18 protein-coding genes are annotated in these 22,063 nt (G+C 54.3%); 7 read left to right on the top strand and 11 right to left on the bottom strand.

The features are described from left to right. From DMG62_06135 to DMG62_06125, 3 genes are all read left to right on the top strand, one after another. The coding region (locus DMG62_06135) for a hypothetical protein (protein ID PYY24019.1) at positions 1-2,097 on the top strand (2,097 nt) is incomplete at its 5' end. A 65-nt stretch (positions 2,098-2,162) separates the two neighbouring features. Further along, the gene (locus DMG62_06130; GenBank protein PYY24018.1) at positions 2,163-3,464 is read left to right on the top strand and encodes a hypothetical protein; all 1,302 of its coding nucleotides are present in this window, start codon (positions 2,163-2,165) and stop codon (positions 3,462-3,464) included. 433 nt (positions 3,465-3,897) lie between these two features. After that, the gene (locus DMG62_06125) at positions 3,898-4,545 is read left to right on the top strand and encodes a hypothetical protein (protein ID PYY24017.1); all 648 of its coding nucleotides are present in this window, start codon (positions 3,898-3,900) and stop codon (positions 4,543-4,545) included. 224 nt (positions 4,546-4,769) lie between these two features. Here DMG62_06125 and DMG62_06120 read toward each other — a convergent pair whose 3' ends face one another. Then, positions 4,770-5,090, bottom strand: coding sequence for a hypothetical protein (locus DMG62_06120; protein ID PYY24016.1), 321 nt, complete (start codon positions 5,088-5,090; stop codon positions 4,770-4,772). Between the two features lie 7 nt (positions 5,091-5,097). Here DMG62_06120 and DMG62_06115 point away from each other — a divergent pair, with 7 nt between their 5' ends. From DMG62_06115 to DMG62_06100, 4 genes are all read left to right on the top strand, one after another. Beyond that, on the top strand, positions 5,098-5,820 hold the full coding sequence (locus DMG62_06115) for a hypothetical protein (GenBank protein PYY24015.1): 723 nt from the start codon (positions 5,098-5,100) through the stop codon (positions 5,818-5,820). A 176-nt stretch (positions 5,821-5,996) separates the two neighbouring features. After that, positions 5,997-7,172: a hypothetical protein gene (locus DMG62_06110; protein ID PYY24014.1), complete on the top strand. Its 1,176-nt coding sequence runs from the start codon at positions 5,997-5,999 to the stop codon at positions 7,170-7,172. Between the two features lie 33 nt (positions 7,173-7,205). Next, on the top strand, positions 7,206-8,261 hold the full coding sequence (locus DMG62_06105) for a D-alanine--D-alanine ligase (protein ID PYY24013.1): 1,056 nt from the start codon (positions 7,206-7,208) through the stop codon (positions 8,259-8,261). 207 nt (positions 8,262-8,468) lie between these two features. Continuing rightward, positions 8,469-10,382, top strand: coding sequence for a hypothetical protein (locus DMG62_06100; protein PYY24012.1), 1,914 nt, complete (start codon positions 8,469-8,471; stop codon positions 10,380-10,382). On the opposite strand, the gene DMG62_06095 is transcribed toward DMG62_06100, so the two are convergent. The 10 genes from DMG62_06095 to DMG62_06050 all read right to left on the bottom strand — a co-directional run bounded on the left by DMG62_06095 (position 10,379) and on the right by DMG62_06050 (position 22,044). Next, the gene (locus tag DMG62_06095; GenBank protein ID PYY24011.1) at positions 10,379-10,696 is read right to left on the bottom strand and encodes a hypothetical protein; all 318 of its coding nucleotides are present in this window, start codon (positions 10,694-10,696) and stop codon (positions 10,379-10,381) included. The genes DMG62_06100 and DMG62_06095 overlap by 4 nt on opposite strands. A 70-nt stretch (positions 10,697-10,766) precedes the next feature. Then, the gene (locus DMG62_06090) at positions 10,767-11,972 is read right to left on the bottom strand and encodes a hypothetical protein (GenBank protein ID PYY24033.1); all 1,206 of its coding nucleotides are present in this window, start codon (positions 11,970-11,972) and stop codon (positions 10,767-10,769) included. 99 nt (positions 11,973-12,071) lie between these two features. Next, positions 12,072-12,350 (bottom strand): hypothetical protein, encoded by a 279-nt coding sequence (locus tag DMG62_06085; protein ID PYY24010.1) that lies wholly within the window; start codon positions 12,348-12,350, stop codon positions 12,072-12,074. Positions 12,351-12,362: 12 nt separating this feature from the next. Next, positions 12,363-12,722 (bottom strand): hypothetical protein, encoded by a 360-nt coding sequence (locus DMG62_06080; protein ID PYY24009.1) that lies wholly within the window; start codon positions 12,720-12,722, stop codon positions 12,363-12,365. Further along, positions 12,722-14,773: a cytochrome C biogenesis protein gene (locus DMG62_06075; GenBank protein ID PYY24008.1), complete on the bottom strand. Its 2,052-nt coding sequence runs from the start codon at positions 14,771-14,773 to the stop codon at positions 12,722-12,724. The genes DMG62_06080 and DMG62_06075 overlap by 1 nt, the downstream gene beginning before the upstream one ends. Before the next feature lie 119 nt (positions 14,774-14,892). Then, positions 14,893-15,363 carry a response regulator gene (locus tag DMG62_06070; protein ID PYY24007.1) on the bottom strand — a complete coding sequence of 157 codons (471 nt, stop codon included), beginning with the start codon at positions 15,361-15,363 and terminating at the stop codon, positions 14,893-14,895. After that, positions 15,320-15,631, bottom strand: coding sequence for a hypothetical protein (locus tag DMG62_06065; protein PYY24006.1), 312 nt, complete (start codon positions 15,629-15,631; stop codon positions 15,320-15,322). Before DMG62_06065 ends, DMG62_06070 begins: the two co-directional genes overlap by 44 nt. Before the next feature lie 231 nt (positions 15,632-15,862). Further along, positions 15,863-19,201, bottom strand: coding sequence for an error-prone DNA polymerase (locus tag DMG62_06060; protein PYY24005.1), 3,339 nt, complete (start codon positions 19,199-19,201; stop codon positions 15,863-15,865). A gap of 232 nt (positions 19,202-19,433) precedes the next feature. Next, positions 19,434-20,990 carry a hypothetical protein gene (locus DMG62_06055; GenBank protein ID PYY24004.1) on the bottom strand — a complete coding sequence of 519 codons (1,557 nt, stop codon included), beginning with the start codon at positions 20,988-20,990 and terminating at the stop codon, positions 19,434-19,436. 55 nt (positions 20,991-21,045) lie between these two features. Beyond that, positions 21,046-22,044 (bottom strand): hypothetical protein, encoded by a 999-nt coding sequence (locus DMG62_06050; protein ID PYY24003.1) that lies wholly within the window; start codon positions 22,042-22,044, stop codon positions 21,046-21,048. Positions 22,045-22,063 lie beyond the last annotated feature (19 nt).

Here is a 22,063-nt window from a genome sequence, read left to right as displayed (position 1 = left end):
GAGAACCTGGCCAGCCGCGGAGTAACTGGTCTGGCGAACTGCACCGTTACGGCAGTTATCTCGAGTACGGTCGCTGGTGGTCCGTACAGCATCTCTTGCGCCAACGGTAGTTTGGCCGCGAGCAACTACGACTTCCCAAGCGCAAACTTCGCAACCGGGAATCTCACACTTACAAGAGCGCCGTTGACAGTCACAGCAAATGACAAGACCCGCCTTTACGGCGACTCGAATCCCGCATTCGACGGAACCTTGGTTGGAGTTGTGGCGGCCACCGGCGACAACATTACGGCCAGCTTCTCATCAACGGCGGTAGCTACGACTGGAATTGGAAGCGTTGCAATTACTGGGACGTTGAACGATCCGGACAATCGGCTTGGCAACTACTCAGTAACGAATAACCCGAGTACGCTGACGATCAACCGGGCACACCTGACTGTGACAGCCGTGGATGCTACGCGTCTCTACGGATCGGTTAATCCCTCCGAGATGTTCACGCTGTCGGGGTTTAAGAACAACGAAACTCCGGTCACTGCGAACGTTGCTGGAAGCCCGACCTTGCAGACGCAGGCGAGCGCAATTAGCACCGTTGCCGGCAGTCCATACACAATCACTGTGGTTGACGCAGGCACTCTTACGGCTCCGAATTACGATTTCCAGACTGGGAACTTTGTTAACGGACGGCTGAAGGTTACGCCGACTCACTTGTCTGTGACCGCGGACCAGCAGACACGTCTTTACGGCGCTGCCAATCCGAACTTGACGGCGACGATTGCTGGTTTTGTAAATGGCGAGAACCTCGGCACCAGCGGTGTCGCGGGACAGGCAAGTTGCACTACAACGGCCAACGCTCTGAGTCCCGTTATAGGAAGCTACTCAATTACCTGTACGCAGGGCACGCTCTCGGCGGGCAACTATGATTTCCCAGCCGCGAACTTCGCGCTCGGAGCTCTGATGATCACGCCGGCGCATCTGACTGTGACCGCGGATCCGAAATCGCGGCCGTTCGGGGCTGTGGATCCCAAGTTCACTGGAACTGCCAGTGGGTTCGTCAATGGCGAGAATCTCGGCACCAGCGGAGTAACCGGTTCGGCGGCCTGCACGACCACTGCAGGTGCGTTGAGTTCGGTGCTGGGAGGTCCTTATTCGATTAATTGTACGCAGGGCGCGCTCTCGGCCAGCAACTACGATTTCCCGAATTTCGTCGCTGGAAATTTGACGGTTACCACCGCAACCACGAAGAGTGCGGTGATCGCTCCCTCCAACCAGGGGACCGGAAATGCAGCGAAGTTCACGTTTGTCGCGACGGTGGTATCGACTTCCGGAGTAGGCACGCCGGGCGGTTCCGTGACCTTCATGGACAACGGCACTCCGCTCGCTGCGGGTGATGGCGGTCAATCTTCCAAAGTGAACCTCGCCACGAATGGTACAGCCGCATTCACCACTTCGGTGGGCCAGTTGACCGCAGGTCAAGCGCACTCCATCACGGCGGTCTACAACCGTGAAGACCTAAACTTCACGAACACGACCGCGCAGGTTGCAGCTGGTGTGACCATCGGGGCAACCTTGACTATCGCTCCCGGAGCGGCGATTGCTGCCCAGACGCTGACGATTGTCATCCCCAGTGGGACCACGTACTCGTCTCCGAAGTGCAGCATTGTCTCGGATTTCGGAGCTACGGTCGCGAACACGAGCTGCGGCGCAACGCTGAATGGACCAACGCTGACCCTGCAGCCTGCAACCAACGTTTTCGGCGCCGCACAGCCGGCTCCGTCGCAGGCGATGCTGCGCATGCTCAACACCTTCGGACTGGTCTTGCCGGCGGTGTTCTTCCTGCCGCTGGCGATTCCTGCCTCAACTCGTAAGCAATTGCTGAAGCGGCGGGCTCTGGTGCTGCTTGGACTCACCATCCTTCTCGCGCTGGTCGTCGCCTCCGTGGGATGCGGCGGTGGTGGATTCAACAATCCGATTCCATTGCAGCCGGGTTCCGGCAACAGCACGGCAACTCCTCCGGGCAGTTACACGGCTCAAGCTACGGCTGTGGACCAAAACGGAACTGTTACCGCTCTGGCGAGCATTCCCATAAAGGTTACGTTCTGATGGTCACCGTAAACGTATTGCAGAAGTCGGAAGCATCGGCTTCCGGATGTTGGAGGGATTCTCAAATGTCGAAGCGAAATCGCGCTGTTTTGCTTAGTGCTCTTGTTTGCCTGGCGGGGGCTGTCGCGGTTGCGCAAACCGCAAGTTCGGTCGCCCCTTGCCCGGGGTACAATCCGGCGAACAATACCAATTTGGCTTGCGAACTCGCTACGGGATTCCGGGCGCCGGCTAACATTACGGTCAACAACACTACGGCGGCTCAGGGTCAGAGCTTTAATCCGGTCGTCTTGTCGGCTACGTTGGCGACGCAGTTGAGCAGCTTGCCGGTCGCGACTGCTGTTTCCGGAACGGGAATTACCTTCATCAACGGTATTCCCACGTTCAGCTCGGAGAGTCTGGGAACGATCCTCACGCAGCGGGGCGAAACTCTGGGGAAACACCGGTTTTACGCGGCGTTTAGCTATCAGAGGTTCGGGTTTGGCAGCATCGATGGAGTGCGCTTCAAAGATCTCTCTACCGTGAACCAGGTGAATTATCCCAGTGTTGGAACGTCGTATGTTGTCGGCGTAAACCACATTAACTTCAATGTGGATCAGTACACTGCCGTTGGTGCTTTCGGCATCACCGACAGGCTGGATCTCACATTGGTTGTGCCGTTCTCCAGCGTCAACCTGTCGCTGGTTTCGACGGCTCAGCAGTTCAACGTGGACACTACCGGTAAGCCACTGTCGAGCTTCTCTCTTGGCACGATCAATTTGCCTGGCTCGAAGAGCGGTCCGGGAGACATCGTGCTAGGTCTGAAAGGCAACGTCTTCAAGAAAGAAAATGGATTCAGCATGGCGGCCGGCACGGAGTTCCGCGTGAACAGCGGAGATGAGACGAACTATCTCGGGACGGGAGCTTACGGCGTGAAGCCTTACGCAATCATTTCCCATCGCGGGAAACGATTCACTCCAAACGTCAACATTGGATATCAGTGGAACTCCGCCTCGAGCTTGTATACCGACAAGAATGGAAACCATCTGAATCTGCCTTCGAGCTTCCTGTATTCCGGCGGGGCCGACTTCAAGGTTGTGCCTCGGTTTACGCTAGTGGGCGAGTTCGTTGGGCAGTACGTGATTAATGGTCCGCGGTTGATTCAGTCGACTGTCAATGTCCCCGGTCAGGGAACGTTTCCGACGATCCTAGTAACCGATTCGAGCGGCAACCAGATCACTTCTTCGTATGCAATCGATAATGCCGGCTTCGGCGTTAAGGTGAATCCGTGGAAGGGTCTGTTGTTTACCGCCAGCGCGCTATTCAAGCTGGACGATGCCGGTCTTCGCGCTAAATGGATACCGTTGGTGGGGGTTTCGTACCGGTTCTAAAGTTGGCTCCTTAGCTTAGGATGGGCTGCCTTCGGGCGGCCCTTTTTTCTTGCTCACAAATCGCCTATCCAGTTATCTAACTTGTCAGTGGCCGTGGAAGATTACGGATCGCGGCGTAGCTGGCCAGCGTCATTTTCCAATCTTGCTTTCTAAGGGCGGACCTTAGAATCAAGGACTTTGGGGCAAAACACAATTCACTGCTAATTCACTGTTATTCACTGTTCTTTTGCTCGAAATATGCGATTCGTGCAGTGTTCATGCGGGTTTTGAAGAAAAGGAAGAAAATATTCGCTGTTATTTTCGCTGTTAGCAGTGAATTTCGGCTCGGAGGGTTTTCGCAGACTCAAGCTCACTGGTTCGAGTCGGTTGCACAGGTTGGATAATATGGTCGAGAGCAACGGCTTGGTGGTCCGCCGGGTCAGGCGAGCGCTCGATGTTTAGTAAGTCGCAAACCCGCGAGGTCGGAGCCGGGATCCCGTCTCGGGCTTTGACCTTTTCCCTCGCGGTGCACGTTGCAGTTCTGGCCTGGCTCTGCTGGCAGCCGGAACCTATGCTGATCCAGCGGGTTTCGATTATGGCTGGTGACAACGGCAGCTCCCTCGGCGTGGTTTATTTGCCAACCGATTCATCTCTTCGTCTTCCAGTTAATGAGGAATCGAACAGCCTGAAGTACGCAGTGGCGCGCAAGCGGTCGTTCAAGCGCCGGCCTGCGGCTCCGCATCAGAGCGACGAACATCCTACCGACGCCAAGGTGCAGGCTCCCTCCATGGGATCTCCCAACGGAGAGGCAATCAGGGGATCGTTGCTAGGCTGGAGTGCGCGTCCTGCTTTCCCGTTAAGCTTCCCAGATCCGCATGTGCAGGCTTCGGAACTTCCTCCCGGTGTGAGTGGCGACGTGATCGTGGAAGTTACGATTGACGATGCGGGAAATATCACCAGCAAGAAAATTCTGCAGTCGATCGGTTATGGGATCGACGAGAAAGTGCTCGCTGTTCTCGAGAATTGGCGGTTCACGCCGGCAACGATCCTCGGCCGACCCGTTGCTTCGCGCCAGGATGTTCATTTCCACTTTCCCGGCTGAGGATTTGTCAATTTGCTCCTCCACAGCCTGAACAAAACAGCTTCTGACGCAATTTGCTGCCGACGTGTCTAAGGGCGAAGCCTGCTCCCTTACGACGAATCCTAAGAACGACCTAAGTCTCACGCTCTATACATCCAGAGTAGATGCCTCCCTAGATTGCCTTCTAGTCCGGTAATCCCGGCAGGAGTCATCATGCGTTGTTCCTTCTTGGCAGGCAAGAAATCCTATAGTCGCGGCGCGTCCTTGTTTGCGTTGTCCGCACTGATCGTGACGTTAATCGCCGGCTGCGGAGGGACTGGAGCCCAAACGCCTGCCACCTCCACCTCTGCCACTCCCAGCCAGACATCGACGCCGGGATCGCCTGCCCCAACGCCGACGCCCACTCCTATCCCAATACCGACGCCAACGCCAACACCCACACCGACGCCAACGCCAACACCTACTCCCACGCCTACGCCAACACCGACGCCGACGCCCGCACCAGTGCACGGCCCAGTGGTTTTGGTGCTTGAGGAGAACCATGGTTTCTCAAGCGTGATCGGCAATTCCGCGATGCCCTATCTCAATGGCTTGGCGCAGCAATATGGATTGGCGACGCAGTATTACGCCGTAGTTCATCCGTCCATCGGCAACTACTTCATGCTGACCACGGGACAAGAGCTTAGGAATCTCACCAACAACGATGATGGCTTCACCGGTACCGTTAGCGATGACAACTTGGTGCGGCACTTGATAGCTGCGGGCAAGACGTGGAAGTCGTATGCCGAGGATCTACCCTACGCCGGCTACACCGGATCAGATTCGGGTGCGTACTCCGAGCACCACAATCCTTTCTCTTATTTCTCTGATGTGCGCTGCAACTGCCCACAGCAGCAGAACCTGGTTGCCTTCTCCCAGTTCCAAGCAGACTTGGGTACAGGAAAGCTGCCTGACTTCTCGTTCGTGATTCCTAACATGAACGACGATGCGCATAACGGCAGCCTCGCGACAGCGGATGGTTGGCTGCAGCAGAACATCGGTCCCTTGCTTTCGAGCTCTCAGTTCCAAAGTGGAGGACTGCTGATCGTAGTATTCGATGAAGCGGAAGAATCAGATGGAACATATGGCGGTGGTCGAGTAGCTATGGTGATGGTCGGTCCCAACGTAAAAAATGTTCAGAGCTCCACGTTCTATCAACACGAAAACCTTCTGAAGGCAATTGCCAATTATCTCGGAATCGACGGCAACGTCGGAGCTGCGTCGACTGCGAGTCCAATGAGCGAATTCTTAAAATAGGAACAAAGGCCCTGAGTCAGTCGTTCAGTTACACTCGGCTAGTCCATCCATAAGATCAAATCCAAACAAGTAAAACGGCAGGTTGCGGCCAGCGCGAGATCTATCGCGAATCAAGGTTCTTACACTCGATCGAGCATCGAGTTGAATTGACGTGCTAACCTGCACGCTAGACCACCGTGCCAGTATTTGAAAAAGCGCCGCCGGAAGTGCAGGAGATTCTGGGCAAGCCCATCCGTGAGCTTGGGCTGAAGCTGGAGGGATCTCCATTGGAGCGTTTCGTGAACCAGCTCTATCAAGAGCTGGAGGCTAAAGGGCTCAAGAAATTCCGGCCGCTCTGCTATCTGACGGACGAGTGGGGATGTCCGTCGGGAGAGCCGGTCATCGGCATTCCCTTTTACCTGGCCGATCCCAAGCTGTCGCGTCTCGAAAAGGAGATGAACGATCTGGAAGACTCGCGGCAGATCATGATGTACCTGCGCCATGAGGCTGGGCACGCGATCAATTACGCCTATGCGTTATACAAAACGCCGGAGTGGAAAGAGCTGTTTGGCCCGTTTCGGCGTCCTTACCGTGAGCAGTATCGTCCCGTGCCTTTCTCGCGAAATTTTGTTCGACACATGGAGGGTTGGTACGCACAGAAGCATCCTGACGAAGACTTTGCTGAGACATTTGCTGTCTGGCTGACGCCGCGTTCGCGATGGCGTGAACGCTATAAGAATTGGCCGGCGATGCAGAAGTTGCGCTACGTCGATCGTATGGCTCACCGGGTCGCGGACATGGATCCCGTGCGTAAGCAAGGCGACACCGACATCACCGTCGAAGAGATGGAGACGACAGTCGCTGAGTTCTATGAAAGGGCGATGAGCGAACAGCCTTCTTCCGGAGATTTGGCCCTCGATACTGATTTGGAAGACATCTTTAATGTCTCTCCACGAAAGCGCAAAGGTGTACGGCCGGCCGAAGATTTGCTTCGTGAGAATCGTCAATCGCTGGTTCAGAAGCTCACGTATTGGAGCGGCGTGCAACGTCCATTAGTGAAAAAACTAGTCGAATCGATAGAAAATCGTGTTGCTGAGCTGCAGTTGAAGGCAGAAATACAAAGAGAAAAAGAATACCTAACCGAGATCACAGTTTACGCCACGGCATTGGCGATGAATTATGTAGCGCGCGGGAAATTTGTCCCAACTGCGGAAAAAACTAAAAGAGGAAACAGGGAACCGGGAACTGTGGACAGAAGGCGAGGGGAAAGGAGACAGGGAACTGCGATCAGCGATCCGCAAACGGGCCGAGCCTACGCGGACGAAAATCGCGACGGCGATAAGCAAAGATCGAAAGACGCTACCATCCCGTAACGATCCCATCACTCGCTGCGTCCAAATCGTTCTATGGCTGAAAAACTCAAAATAGCGATCCTGTACGACACTTGGGGCGAGGAAGAAACAGAAGTACAGCCCGAGCCGAAACGCAAATCGCGCAAGCGGACTCGCCGTCGTCGCGAGAAGCACGATCGTGAGGAGATTTTCGAGGCGCTGGAGAAACTGGGCCACGAGCCCAGTTACATTGCCCTCGATGGTACGGATAAAACACTTTCCGCTCTGGGCAAGAGTGATGCCGATTTATTCTTTAATCTCACAGAGTCTTACGCCGGAGATGACACGAAAGAGATGCACGTCGCTGCGTATCTCGATCTGCTCGGGCGCATGTACACCGGAGCAGGTCCGCAGGCGCTATATCTGGCTCAGGACAAATCGCTGGCAAAGAAGCTCTTCAAGTTTCACGAAATCCGGAGTCCGTATTTCGCTACTTGCTATCGCGGGCGCCTTGATCATGCAGAAGATGTCAACTTTCCCCTAATAGTGAAGCCAACATCGGAAGACGGATCAATTGGTATCGACCAGAACTCGGTGGTTAATTCCGTAAAGGAGTTGATGGAGCGGATTCACTACATACAAGAAGAGTTCGACTCACCTGCGTTGATCGAGGAGTACATCGAAGGTCGCGAAATCTACGCTGCCGTGATCGGAAACGAGAATGCCGAAGCGCTCCCATTGATCGAGCTTGATCTCTCCAAGCTTCCAGAAGGCATGCCGAAGGTTGCCGGAACGGAAGTGAAGTGGGAGAAGGACAGCGAGGCGTACAAGGTCACAAAGTCGGCTCCGGCAGAAGATCTCGAGGAAGATGTAATAGAACGACTTTCCAAAACTGCCCTCGCTACCTATCACACACTCCAACTCCGTGATTACGGCCGCATTGACATGCGGCTCACGTCCAAAGGAGAGGTGTACGTTATTGAGGCCAATCCGAATCCATGGCTTTCCAGCAACTCTGAATTCTTTATGGCAGCCAAGAAATCCGGCAGATCATACACGGAAATGGTCGCGGAAATCGTGGAGTTCGCTCGCGCGGATCGACGGCGACGTGACCGTGTCCGGATTGGTTAAAGTCCCACTCAAGTTCCCTGTCAAATGCAACGCCCCGATGCGGCTAATCCCGTCCAGGTTGCCGTTAATCGATACTCATGCCGTACCAAGCCCTTTGCCTTAATCGGCAACCTCTAACAGAGCTGCTGCTTCCAAGGCTCTGAAAGGGAGTTGCTCTTGTTGAAACGGTTGATCCTCGCTCGCACACTTTGTCTATTGTTGGCAACAATGTCTGCTGTGCTCATGTCTGGCTGCATGGGCATGAAGGATTCCGGAGGATCTCAGTCGCCCTCCCCATTGCCCAGTCCCGGAACAGGAAATAATGGGGGCGGGAATAGCGCGCCGCCGGCGAATATTACTGTGCTGAACCACATCGTGTTCATGTTCCAGGAGAATCGCTCGTTCGATCACTATTTCGCCCACTTGAACAGCTACCGCAAGACAAGTGGATGGGGAGGTGCGAACGATGTCGACACGCTGGACGCTCTTTCGTCGCTGCCGACGAATCCCGCAGATGCCGACGCTCCCTTGAGCTGGAGCAGCACGAATGCGGTTTCGGTCACTATCAACGGCGCTCCAGCCGGCGGTACAAGTGGAAAAATGAAGGTTTCGCCTGCAACACCAACCTTATATACGGCGACCTCGACATCTTCCACGGGCGTTACTGCGGAAGCCTCGGTCGTTGTCGGAACCACTCCCAAAGGGGGATCGAGCATTCTTGTGGGCGCAAGTCCAATGAAGATTGCGCCAGGCGGCACCGCACTCCTGACCTGGACTACACCAGATGATTCCAATGTGACGATCACACCTGCGCCTGATCCGCTGCACACACAAGCCTATGGACCGAATGCAAGTGCCACGGTGAAGGCTCCCAGCACTCCGGGATCGGTTACGTACAATTTCAGCTCAAGCAGTGGCCTGAGTGCTTCGATTACTCTGACCGTTGCAGCTCCAGTGGCGGGCGACCCTAGCGTCACAATCACTCACAATAATCAAGGACACGTTAGCGTCGGAAGCGCTGCGACTGTGCAATCCTTCAGGTTGAATGACCAGTGCGTTGAGGACTTTAGTCCGGACTGGTTGGAGAGCCACGGCGCTTACAATCGCGATGATCCCGCTTCCAACACGTGGTTGGGCAATGGTTTTGTCCACATCACCGCCGGATTTTCCCAATTCGCCAACTCGCAAGACGATCATCATCACTACTTCGATGTCCGTGGCGCGCGGAATATGGGGTACTACGACGAGAGCACCCTTCCGTTTTACTATTCCACGGCATCGCAATTTGCTACCTCTGATCGCTTCTTCTCGCCGATTCCATCGAATTCACCGCCGAATCGTTTTGCCGAACTGGCTGCAACAAGTGCAGGATACGCACATCAACCCCCGCAGTTGGACGTGAAAAACATATTCCAACTTCTCGACAACGCAGGTATTTCGTGGAAAGTGTATTACTCCGACGTAAGTAAGTCGGGAGTCCCATTGACGACTCTGACTAATTTCGTTTGGGGGGCACAACACACTGATGCCAAACACCTCGCACCGGTAGACTGCACGAATGCGAGCACGCCATGCGCGGGCGGGCAAACCGATTACTTCACCGATCTCAAAAGCGGAAACTTTCCATCAGTCGCGTTGATTGAACCTGGCTTCGAGAGCGGACGTGACGAGCATCCCGGAAATCCGGTGCAGCTGGGCGCCGTCTATGACATGAAACTAATCCAGGCGTTTATGTCGAGTCCGATTTGGAAAGACGGAGTCTTCTTTCTTACTTACGACGAAGCTGGCGGCTTCTACGATCACGTGCAGCCGATGACGGCGGTACAGCCCGACGGCATTGCGCCCAAGGATCTCCTATCGAAGGATCCGGCGGGAGACTTCACGCGAACTGGATTCCGTATTCCGCTGATGGTCGTTTCCCCTTATGTGAAACCGCATTTTGTGTCTCATCAGCCATCGGACACGACTTCCATTCTGAAATTCATCGAGCAACGCTTCAACCTGCCGAATCTGACGAAGCGCGATGCAGCTCAGCCCGATCTAGACTTTTTCGACTTTACTAAGGCCGCGTGGGCAACGCCTCCAACGCTGCCAAACCAGCCAGCGGATGCCCCGTGCGCTGCATACGCCAAGAACCCTTAGTGAGCCAATCTAGCGGTAGAGATGCAGAATCCCGGCGTCTCTGCCGTGATTTCGCACCGCCAGTTTTGCCGATCCCCAAATGCAAAGGACTCAGCATTGAGATCCCCCGAAATTCCCCCGGGGATCCCCTCGGATATCCCGCAAGCAAGACTTCCCAAGATCTCGGGATCTTCGAGCCGAACCGCTGCCGCCGAAGAATATCTCGCTGCTGAGCAATCGAGTATGACCTCACCCGCAGGTCCAGTGATTCCCAAATTGGAATTGCCGCGCATCTCCCGATGATGGCGCAGGTGGCCGGAATAGGCAAGCTTCATCCGTTGCTCTAAAGAGAAAACGCCGACTCTGTTTCTGCAAACCAGCATTGTCAGGAAGATGATTTAAGGCTCAAGCCTTGGATCGAGCAATCGCACGTTTGATGGTTAGATCGAGAGCGGCCTTGGCTTGCTGGTAGTCTGCGTCGGAGATCTTGCCTTGAAGCCTCTCGGTTTCGAGCTGAAATAGCTCTTCTTTCATTGCTTCAAGAAGCGATCCTCGTGCCGGACTGCCAGCACTCTTTACCGAAGGCGCGTTTGTGATGGCAGCAGCAGCTTGCGTTCGCGGCCTTTGGTTCATTATTACAATCGCTCCCACCACAAGCGCCGCGCCTAATCCACCGATAATCCACCAGCGATAGGCATGTAAAGGATCAGGTGTCTCCTCGGGACGTCCCAATCCGCCGCCGGGACGATTATCCGGTGCGCCTCCACCTGCGGCCTGTCCCTCTGCAGCTTCGTTGTCTTGAGCATCGGGCGGAATTTGACCGGTTCCCGAAATGGCAAACGCCAGCTGCTTACGAAGGGGAACGTTGTGCGCAACGAAGATGTTCATGCCCTTTTCTTCGCCGCTGCTAGCGAAGTCGGAGCTCGCAGCGTTGAACTGCATGCTTTTTGGAAGCATCACGACCACATCTTCCATGGGCGTGAACACTTCCGGCTTGAAAGAAAAGCTTCCAGAATAAGGAAGGTGATAACTGACTTGGAACTTTGTTTCGCCTGGACGGATTGGAAAGACGAAGCCGTATCGGTTCTTTTCGCCCGTCGGAACTGGAGGGGAATTGACAGGCATGCCGCCCGGACCAGCAGCCAATGAGCTGTCCACAATTGCACCTTCGGGAAGCATGAATTCAAAACTGTGCTCGCTCATCTGAGTTCGCGGCGGCTTGGAATTATTTTGCAATACGAACAGCTGGGTAATCGTCATCTGCCCGCTATCGGCTTGCAGGCGCATGATGTTCGCTCGCCCGGCGACGCCCCCTACTTGCTTGGCTGCGTCGTAAACATCTATCTGCACGCTCGTGGTACCGGCAGGAGCTGGCTTGAAATAATTCACGCCTTCGTGAGTGACGCGAACAAGATGCGGTCCCTCATCCTCAGGGCCAGGCAGCGTGAACTTACCTTGATTGTCCGCTTTCGTGCGCGCAGCTTCCTGCATCCCTCCGCTCAACTTGAGCAACACGACATCATCACCAGGTGATGCCTTATCAACGGTCTTATTCGTGACCGTCCCCGTGATGTTTATGGCAAAGGACGATGGCGCCACGATGAACAGCATGGTGCAGAATAGGAGCAAACATGAGCGCACGAGGGGCGAAGTCATTGATTGATGAGTAGTTTTCACGTAGTACTGATATGCGACCAAGAGCAAATCGCATTAAATAGCCTGCACAGATTGCTGCAGCGCGTTGATCTCTGCGAGAACCTCTGCGGCTTCAGCTTCCAATGAGTTGCGCAACGATTCGTAATCTTCAGCCGGGTATTTTCCTGAGTTAAAGTCAAAATTCAAGTCGCGAAGATTCTCGTAAATCACTTCTTTGCGTTCTTCCAAATAGACCAGCCGCGGCTTATCTGTCGCTCGTTCGAATGCGACACCTGGAGCAAACACATACGCGAATAGGGCGATTGCGAACAGAATGCAGAGTCCGACGATCAAAGCGACGTCTCCCTACGTGCCTTTTCGCGGGCCAGCCAGAAAGACGGCGAAGGGCATAATCCAAGCCACTCTGTCGAACCCACGCATCGTGGGCGCAGCCAGCACTGTAGTTCCGTACTCCTTCACGAAAGTCTGCAGGATATTCTCGTCATTGCTTTCCTGCTGAATAGCCGCTGAAAGTTGCTCGCGCATGCGATCGGAATATGTGCAGCCGACGTGATTGCATTCGAGCAGTATCTGGTTACAGCCGCAGACGCACATCATGCGATGTCCCAAATCATTGAAGCGCGCACGGTCTCCAGTGGCCCCGAGCAGCAAGACGGAGAACGTGATCAGGAGAAGTGACGTGGAGATGCGACGAAACAGCTTCATTAGTCACCTGCCTCGACCGGTTCAGAGCTGACGGGCAGGGCCACAGTCGATGGTCGCACTTGTTGCAGGGAAGGAACCGTAGCGGCTGAAATTGGCGGAATCATTGCCACGACAGTGCCGAAGATCAACACCCAGACCCCCGCCCAAATCCACATCACTAATGGATTGATGAATGCCTTAATGATTGGCTTGTCCGTATCGAGGTTCTTGCCGGCGTAGATAACGTAGAGATCTTCGATGGGCGTCGAATGATTGGCAACGATGGTGTCGGGCTGCTGGCTTGCCTTGAAGAACTTCCTCGCTGGGAACATCTGCCCGATCGGCTTCCCATTTTTGTATACATTCAGGATGGCATACGAGATCTGGTAATTGGGGTTCTCTTCTTCTGTACTGGTGTCGCAGACTAATGTATAAGGGCCAATCTGCATCTGCTCGTGGAAGCCGAGCTCTTGCTCCTTTTGCTGATTGAAGGCAGCGCCAGAAAGCCCGACCACGATTACTACTACGCCGAAATGGACGATATATCCGCCATATCGGCGCGTGTTTCGCCGTGTGAGTGTCAGCATTGACGCGAGAAGATTTTGTCCGGTATGTCGGGCGATCACGCGTCCACCACGCACAAACTCTGACACGATCGTGGTTGTGACCAGCGCACCCAACGAAATTGCCATCAACGAGTAGAAGTGAGCTGCGTCTTGCCACGGCCGCACACCGAAAACCATCAACAGAATTGCTGTCGTGACCGTGGCGATTACCGGAATGGTGAAGTTGCGCTTCAGGCTTGCCCAGGAGGTGCTCCGCCAGGCCAGCAAAGGCCCGACTCCGGTCAGCAACAGTAGGAACATTGCGATCGGAACGTTTACGCGATTAAAAAATGGCGGCCCGACTGTAACCTTATGCCCCTGAATCCATTCCGAGAGTACCGGGAAGAGCGTTCCCCAAAGAATCGCAAAACATGAAGCCAACAAAACAAGATTCTGAAACAGGAAACTGGATTCCCGAGAAAGCAACGATTCCAGCCGATGTTCACTGCGGAGATGATCGCGGTTCCTAATATAAAAGTAGAGGCACACGACAAAGACAATAGCCAGAAACCACATGAACCATTCGCCAATCGAGGACTGGGCAAACGCATGCACTGAACTGACAACTCCGCTGCGCGTCAAGAACGTTCCCAGAATGGAAAGCATGAACGTGGAGAAGATTAGCCATACATTCCACGTCTTCAGCATCCCCCGTTTCTCCTGCATCATTACCGAGTGCAGGAAGGCGGTTCCGGTGAGCCAGGGAAAAAAAGAAGCGTTCTCGACTGGATCCCATCCCCAATAACCTCCCCAACCGAGTACCGAGTACGCCCAATGCGCGCCGAGGAAAATGCCGCAGGTTAGGAAGCACCACGTGACCATGGTCCAACGGCGGGTGATGTGAATCCACTTCTCGCCGGGATACTTCATGATCAGAGCGCCGAGTGCAAAGGCGAAAGGCACCGCGAATCCTACGTATCCCAGGTAGAGCATCGGAGGATGGATCACCATCTCCGGATACTGGAGCAGGGGATTAAGTCCATTTCCATCTGGCGGAATGTTTCCTGCTACCAGCGAAAAGGGTCTGGCGGCGAAGTTCAGCAGTGACAAGAAGAAAAGCTGAACTGCTGCAAGAATTGTGGAAGCGTAGGCTGTGAGCTTGACGTCCACCTTGTGGCGCAAACGCAGCACCAAGCCATAAGTACTGAGCAGAAACGCCCAGAAAAGCAGTGAACCTTCCTGGCCGGACCAAAGCGCAGCGAACTTATAAGGAAGAGGAAGATCGCGATTCGTGTGATGCAGGATGTATGCGACCGAGAAGTCGTTGTTGAGCGCCGCCCACACCAGCGCAAAGCCTGCTCCGGCGACCGCCACCCAGATTGCAATCCCTGCCCTTCGAGTGGTCTCAGCCAATCTGTCGCTGGGCATCCCGATAGCTTGCTGACGGAGCGCAATAGCTCCGAATACCATGCAATATGCGCTCAGAAGCAGAGCAAGCAGGAGGGCGAAGCTGCCAAACAGGGGCATAGTGGGAAAGCGGAACTACTTTATGAGGAATGTTCCTGAAGTGATTCTAGCTGCTTTTACAACGATTTCGCTCATCTAATCGGCCAACTCCCGGTGTGAAAACCTGGATGTGACTAGTGTCACCGATGCTCGGAAGAATCCACCGCCGATTGCACCAGTTTGATCAATTCCGCTGGTGGGCACGGCTTTTGGCGGAATAAGACATCCATTCCATCGTATTCCTGTTCTGCTTCGGCCAGTCCGCTAATAACGATGACTGGAACGTCAGGATTTACTTCGCGGACGAGCCGGACAAATTCCGAGCCAGTGGCTTTCGGCATGACGTGGTCGGTGACTATGACACCGATGTTCTGCGCGTCGGAAAGGCTGCGGAGGAGGGCAAGGGCGCTATCGGCACTTGTAGCTACCTGTACCTCAAGTCCGGCCTGGCTCAGCACCATTTGCCGAGCCGAAAGCTGAACAGGATTGTCATCCACCAGGAGAACAGTTTTGTTCAACGCGCTCTTACCCTTTCGCGGTGCTTCTGAAATCAAAGATGATTGGTGTTTACCTTCGGCCTCGCAGTTCAGCCTCTGCGCGGAACCAGTCATCGACATGGGCTCCATGCTTTCCGCCGCGCTGCATGTACAGCTCATAAGCGCGCTGGCGAATCCTGTCTTCGCTCACGCTGGCGTAGACACTCGTGTCGGTTACGCGTGAGGATAGTGGAACTTCCGCTTTAGCGGCATTGCTGTCAGCAGCCGAGCTCATTTGCAGAGCAGAGCTGGGGATTTTCTTCTGCGAAACCGTGGTGTTGCCGTTGCTTCCGGCATCGCCATTCGCATTAGCCGTTTTGTTGGAACTTTTTGCTCTAGCCATGGGTACTTCTCCAAATTCATTCAGGGGAATTGTTTGCTTGTTGAGCGCTCAAGATTGAGTATGGCGAAGCGACCTCCGCGAATCACTCAACAACGCTTTAATTTTAACAAGCAGAAGTGTGGAAAGGGAGTCTAAAGATCGTTTTCGAGAAAGTGTTTCAGGAGCGGCCTTCAGAGAAGATCGTATCCGGTGCAACTCTCTTGGAACTAAGGTCTTCTCGAAAGGCTTTTCTTAGTGAAAGTCATGCGACCGAGTCACTGCGTCAGTGATCTCTAACCGACTTACGCGCAAGGCTTTTACAGAAATGACGTTCTCCACGTTCTGGAGAATGCCCTCGATTAAAAGAAAACGCTCATGGATGACCAGTAAACGATTTTGATCGTACAGATCAGGCATGATGATTGCGTTGGAGATGCCGGTTTCGTCCTCAAGACTAAGAAATATAAAGCCATTGGCAGTGCCGGGACGCTGTCGCGCAATCACGCAGCCTGCGATTCGGGTGAATTGCCCGTGCTTTAAACGGCAAAGATCGATCGCTCGCACCACGCGCATGCGATTCATCTCTTCGCGGCGATAAAGCATGGGATGTGCTCCGACTGTTAGGCCAGTTCCGTGGTAATCGGCGATGAGCCGCTCTTCGGAGGTCATTTGCGTCAGTGGCGAAGGCGAATCGGGCTCTGCGATATCCGCTAATAGAGATCCTTCCCTCCATGCTGCTTTCTCGACTTGCCACAGTGCGTCGCGCCGGTGGAATTTCGGATTAGGGAAGGGCACGGCTTTAGCCGCGCCGAAATCGATCCCTTCATTAGCGGCTAAAGCCGAATTAATTTCTGAGCTCTTATCGGCACGGCTGAAGCCGGCACCCTTCCCTAAGTCTGCTTGAAAACGTTGGTGACTCGGTGAGAAAGGCCCACCAAGGCCGTTCAAAGCTCCAATCTGCGCCAGCATGTTCAATTCATTCCGACGCAACTCTGGGACACGTCGCGCTAGATTGTCCACGGAGAAAAATATTTTGCGATTGCGCTCACTCACTAAAGCCAGAGCTGTTTCTTCGCGCAAGCCGCGAACATAGCGCAGGCCCATGCGCATAGAAATTCTGCAGTCTGGACGATTATGCGGAGCCTCATCGCCGCATTCGCATTCGAGGGTGCAGGGCCAATACGAGCGGGTGACATCGACCGGACGAACTCTCAATCCGTGGCGCTGTGCGTCTTTCACAATCGTTGCCGGATGATAAAAACCCATAGGCTGATTGTTTAGAAGTGCAGCCGTGAATGCCGCCAGATAGTGACACTTTAAATATGCGCTTGCATATGCAAGCAATGCGAAGCTGGCGGCATGCGATTCGGGAAATCCGTAGAGCGCGAACGAGACGATCGATTGCACAATCTCATCTTGCGCCTGCTGACGAATTCCGTTTTTGGTCATGCCGCTGCGCAAGCGAGTTTCGATCGCCGCCATCTTCGCCTGAGAACGTTTATTGCCCATGGCGCGGCGCAGTTCTTCGGCTTCGCCTCCGCTGAAATCAGCGACCACCATCGCCATGCGCAGCAGTTGTTCCTGGAATAGCGGAACGCCCAAAGTTCGTTTCAACACCGGCTCTAATGACGGATGAGCGTAGTTGACAGGCTCAAGACCCTGCCGGCGTTTCAAAAAAGGATTCATCATCTTGCCCACAATGGGTCCGGGGCGGATGATCGCGACCTGAATCACGATGTCGTAGAAGCATTTCGGACGATTGCGCGGAAGAGCCGACATTTGCGCGCGGCTCTCTACCTGAAAGAGTCCAACTGTGTCCGCCTGCTGAAGTCCCTCATAGACCTGAGGATCATCTTGCGGAAGCTGTGCCAGCTCAACTTTGTCGCCGTAATGTTGCGGGATCAGTTCAATGCAATCTTCGAGCACTGCCATCATACCCAGTCCCAGCAGATCAATTTTCACCAGTCCGAGGTCAGCGCAATCTTCCTTGTCCCACTGCACCACCACGCGCCCGGGCATGCTGGCTGGTTCGAGCGGCACTACAGAGCTGAGTTGTCCCTGGCAGACGACCATGCCGCCGGAGTGCTGGCCAAGATGGCGCGGCAGGTCCTGCACACGCAGAGCCAGATCGAGGAATTTCGAAATGCGCGGATGATGTAAATCGAATCCGGCATGACGGAATTGCTGCTCCATTGTGTCGGTGGGTCCTTTCCACTCCCACGAACCAACCAACGCGGAGAGGCGATCCAGAATCTCGACATCGAAGCCCAGCGACTTACCTATTTCGCGGGCGGCCGAGCGTCCGCGATAGGTGATAACGTTCGCCGTCATAGCGGCTCCATGCGCGCCGTATTGCGCATAAACGTGCTGAATGACGCGCTCGCGCTGATCGCCGCTGGGCAAGTCGAGGTCGATGTCCGGCAACTCGCCTCGTTCTTCGGAGAGGAAGCGCTCAAAAAGTAATTCCATGCCAATCGGATCGACCGCGGTAATTCCGAGCGCATAACAAACCGCACTGTTGGCCGCCGATCCGCGGCCTTGCACCAGAATGTTTTCTCTATCGCAGAAGCGAACGATGTCCCACACGATGAGGAAATAACCGGCAAGATTGAGTTTTTCGATGAGGTTCAGTTCACGATCGATCTGTTCCCGGGCACGCTCGCGCAGATCCCGCCGCTTTTGGCCATAACGCCTGCGCATGCCTTCGCGCGTTCGATCGCGCAAAAACGAGATCATCGTCTCGCCTTCTGGAATTGGATACTGTGGGAATTCGTAGCCAAGATCCTTCAGCGTGAACTTCAGGCGACCTGAGAGTTCGACAGTGTTACTGATAGCTTCAGGCAGATCAGCGAAGAGCTGTTCCATTTCGGCAGGCGTGCGAATGAAGCGCTCTGAGTTGATCGAGAGCAGGTGTCCTGCATTTTCCAATTGCCGGTGATGACGAATGCAGGTGAAGACATCGAGAATCTCGCGCTCTGCAGCCGTCGCATAAGAAACGCCATTCGTCGCAAGAATTGGAAGGCGCAGCTTGCGCGCGATCGCCACAGCAACCTGATTGCGTGCCTCTTCGCGGCGGTCGAAATGTCTTTGCAGCTCGAGGTATATGTTCTGTGGACCGAAAATGCGCATCATACGCTCCACCGTGCGCACTCCTTCGTCGTATCCGCCGCGTATGAGCGCCTCGGATAGCGGGCCATCGTCGCCGCCGGTGAGACAGATAAGACCAGTCGCATGCTCTTCCAATTCTTCGATCCGAGCTGCGCTTTCTTCTTTTTTGGCGCGCAATTTTGTGCGAGTAATGAGCTTGCAGAGGTTCTGATATCCCTCACGTGATTCAACCAGCAAGGGATAGCGAGCCGGACCAGCTTCGCCGAAGAGAGTGTCATCGACTGTGACTTCTGCGCCGATATGAGCTCCAAGCTTGAATTTCTGAGCTGCAAGATGGAACCGCGCTGCTCCGTAAACTCCATTGCGATCGAGAAGCGCCATCGCCGGCATGCCGTAGTCAGCACAGACAGCAATCAGAGCTTCGGGCAGGGAAGCGCCTTCGAGGAAACTGAAGGCTGAGCGGGAATGGAGTTCTACGTACATCTTTTAGGCCCGATTTTCACCACGGAACACGGAGTTACGGAGAAAGGCAAAATCTGGATTGAACACGGAGAACACCGAGGTAGAAGAGGATTGTCCTGACTGAAACAGCGAGCAATTAAACGTACAGATCACCTAGTAATATGGCAAAACTGCACTCCCTCTGCGTCTTCGTGTCCTCCGTTTTCAAAACTTTTTTACTTCCTCATGACTCCATCGTGAAATTGCTTCATCATTAGTCAAATGTCCCTTCGAGATACCACTTCGCCGAACTTAGATCGCGGTACATACGCACCAGCATTGGTGTAGATTGCTCGGCGCGAAGCTGGACATCCCATTCGTCGCGCGTCCAGGGCTCCGGAGTCCACCAGCCGCCGTTATTGCGCCATGGACCTGCGGCTGCGGTTACTCGATGTGATTTTCCACGGAAGATTACTAGCGCAGGGACTTCATTCTGCATTCGTACTTTTGCCGCGAGTGGTGGACGAAAAATGCGCAACGTTGTCCGCTGCGTGCGTGGTCGATCATTTTTCTTTGCGGCCTTCGCATAAGGGCGAAATGCGCACATGCGAAAGTCACTTGGGGCGTGAGTATCGAGCAATTCGGCAGAGCCTACGCGGTCATCACCGGCAATGCCGCGAATGCGTGCGAGCGTGAGTTCGAGCCGTTCCGGCGCTGGGCCGCGTGGAAGAAATAATCCCGATTGTGCGAAACGAGGAGGCGCAGGCTCCGCTGCCAGAAAAATTTTCTTCACTGGACCGCCTGGTGGATGCGCGGCCAGATCGAGCTGCAACAACTTCAGGAATGTCCGGCTATCTTGCATTGGGACAGGGAACTTGAGACTGCGCTGATACGTGCTTTTGCTCTGTTCCTGTTCTTCAATGGATTGATCTTCATGCCCAGTCAGCTCCAGCCTTAGCCGCAATTCACTAGCAGCGAGCGATCGTGCCGCAAGACGCGCACACATTTGCTCGAGCAGGCGATTCAAAATAAACGCGAGTGGTTCGAGCAGTTCAACTGCGTCTTCAAGCTCAATCGATTCTTCGAAGTTGATGGTTGGCTCAGCTGGGACAAGCGTGCGCTGAGTTCGTCCTTGCGCGAGCTTCTGCAGACGCAAGCCTTCCTGTCCCAGCCTCTGGGTAAGCGCGATCTCTGGCAATGCGGCGAGTGCCGCAAAATCGCGAATGCCCCATCGCACGAATGTCTCGAGCATCTTCGCAGGAGGCTCGAGCAGTTGAATTGGCAATGAGCCGAGGCGCTTGGCTTCAGTGCCAGGTTCAATAATGGTGATTCCAGCGAAGCCGCGCGCGGCATACATTGCCGAATCAGGATTGCCGGCAATGGCAGTATTGGCTTCAAGTCCCATTTTGGAAACATGCGAACTGATGCGACGGGTAATTTTGGCGGGCATCCCGAAAAGACGTTCCAGGCCAGTGATATCAAGAATCACGATGTCATTTGCTTTGGCTTTGTTGCCAAAATTTACACTGTATCGCGAGGTGTCTTCCACGCGCGGCGAGAAAGCATAAATGCAATCAAGCAGAGCACTATAGGCTGCCTCTTCTTGAGCAATCGATCGGCGGCAGAGACGAATATCGGGACATACTTCCGCTTGCAGCTTCGTCATCCCAATCTCAATTCCGAGCGCATGTGCCTGCTGATTGGCAGCAATGATCGTGAGCAGCGGGGGAGTGCCGTCGAGTACAGCCATCGGTTGCTCTCGCAGTTCAGGTGCGCTGCGTGCAATGGCTTGCACAGGAAACTCAGGAACGTAAATGCAGGCAAACAACATGGCGATTCAGGAAAGGCACGGTTTGAGCCGCGTACAAGCAAAGAATCAAACGTTCCTATTGCACGCGCAGAGCACAAGCAGGCATTGGAATCTCAGCTGCGACTTCGGCAACAACGAGTTCGGAGCGCACCGACAATTTCTTCGAGCTACGGATGCCTCGTGATCTTGCCACTTGAAAATGCGCGTGCGTCGTATTCAGTAGACGTGCTCGCGGGATTATCCAACGTTGTGGCATTTCAAATGAAGATGTCATCGGCTTGTTGAAGGGTATTGCTACTCCCTCAGCAGTTACACGAAAAGCCACCTCATTGTTCACAGAATCGCCGCCGAAATGTGCGCCGATAATGGTCTCTTCTGCGTCAGCAGCTTCGCTCCATGCAGCTTGTTGAGGAGCAAAATCCAGGACAAGGGAAGCACAGCTTTTCGCGCTGGGCTGTTGTTCAACAACAACGAATGCGGTGGATGTGTTTTCAACCGCACGGCGAAAACGAAACCAGGTGGTAAGCGGAATTCGTCTGGCTGCCTGAATAGAGATGTCGGCGAGATCCAGAATCACAAGTCCAAAGCCGCCAGCTTGCAAAAGCAAATCGGTAATTTTTAAAGTTTGTTCAATTTGGGAATAATCTTTGAACGAGTCAGACGATGTAGCTCCGGACGAATGGAATGGCTTACTCGAATTCTTCTTCTCCGTGCTTCCATCGGGGAAAGGCAAATGCAAACCGCACCTGATCCACAGCAGTCGTGACAGATCTACTCCGGCAGCGGCTGCCGATTGTGGATCGAACGCATCGCTGGCATCCAGCAGAGCACAGATTTCATCGCGACGTATACATTCCGCAAGCAGAGCCATCAACACACTGCTTCGCCCAGAGCACGCGGGGCCGCAGATTTCAGTTAAGCAGCCCACTGGCACACCCGCGGTAAGAGAATCAATCGCCATGATCGTAGTGGGGATCATCTCGGGCAATGATTGCTGCGGAGGAGTGAGTGCTCGAGGAATGCGATGTTGCAGAATGGTTTCCAAATGTGTTCGCAGTTCGGAGGTGTTATTCATTGGAAGTAGGCAGAGAAGG

Source organism: Acidobacteriota bacterium (genome assembly GCA_003225175.1).
In the GTDB taxonomy this organism is placed as follows: Bacteria; Acidobacteriota; Terriglobia; order Terriglobales; family Acidobacteriaceae; genus Gp1-AA112.
Note: the sequence above shows the minus strand (reverse complement) of the source record. Positions and strands in the feature narration are given on the sequence as shown.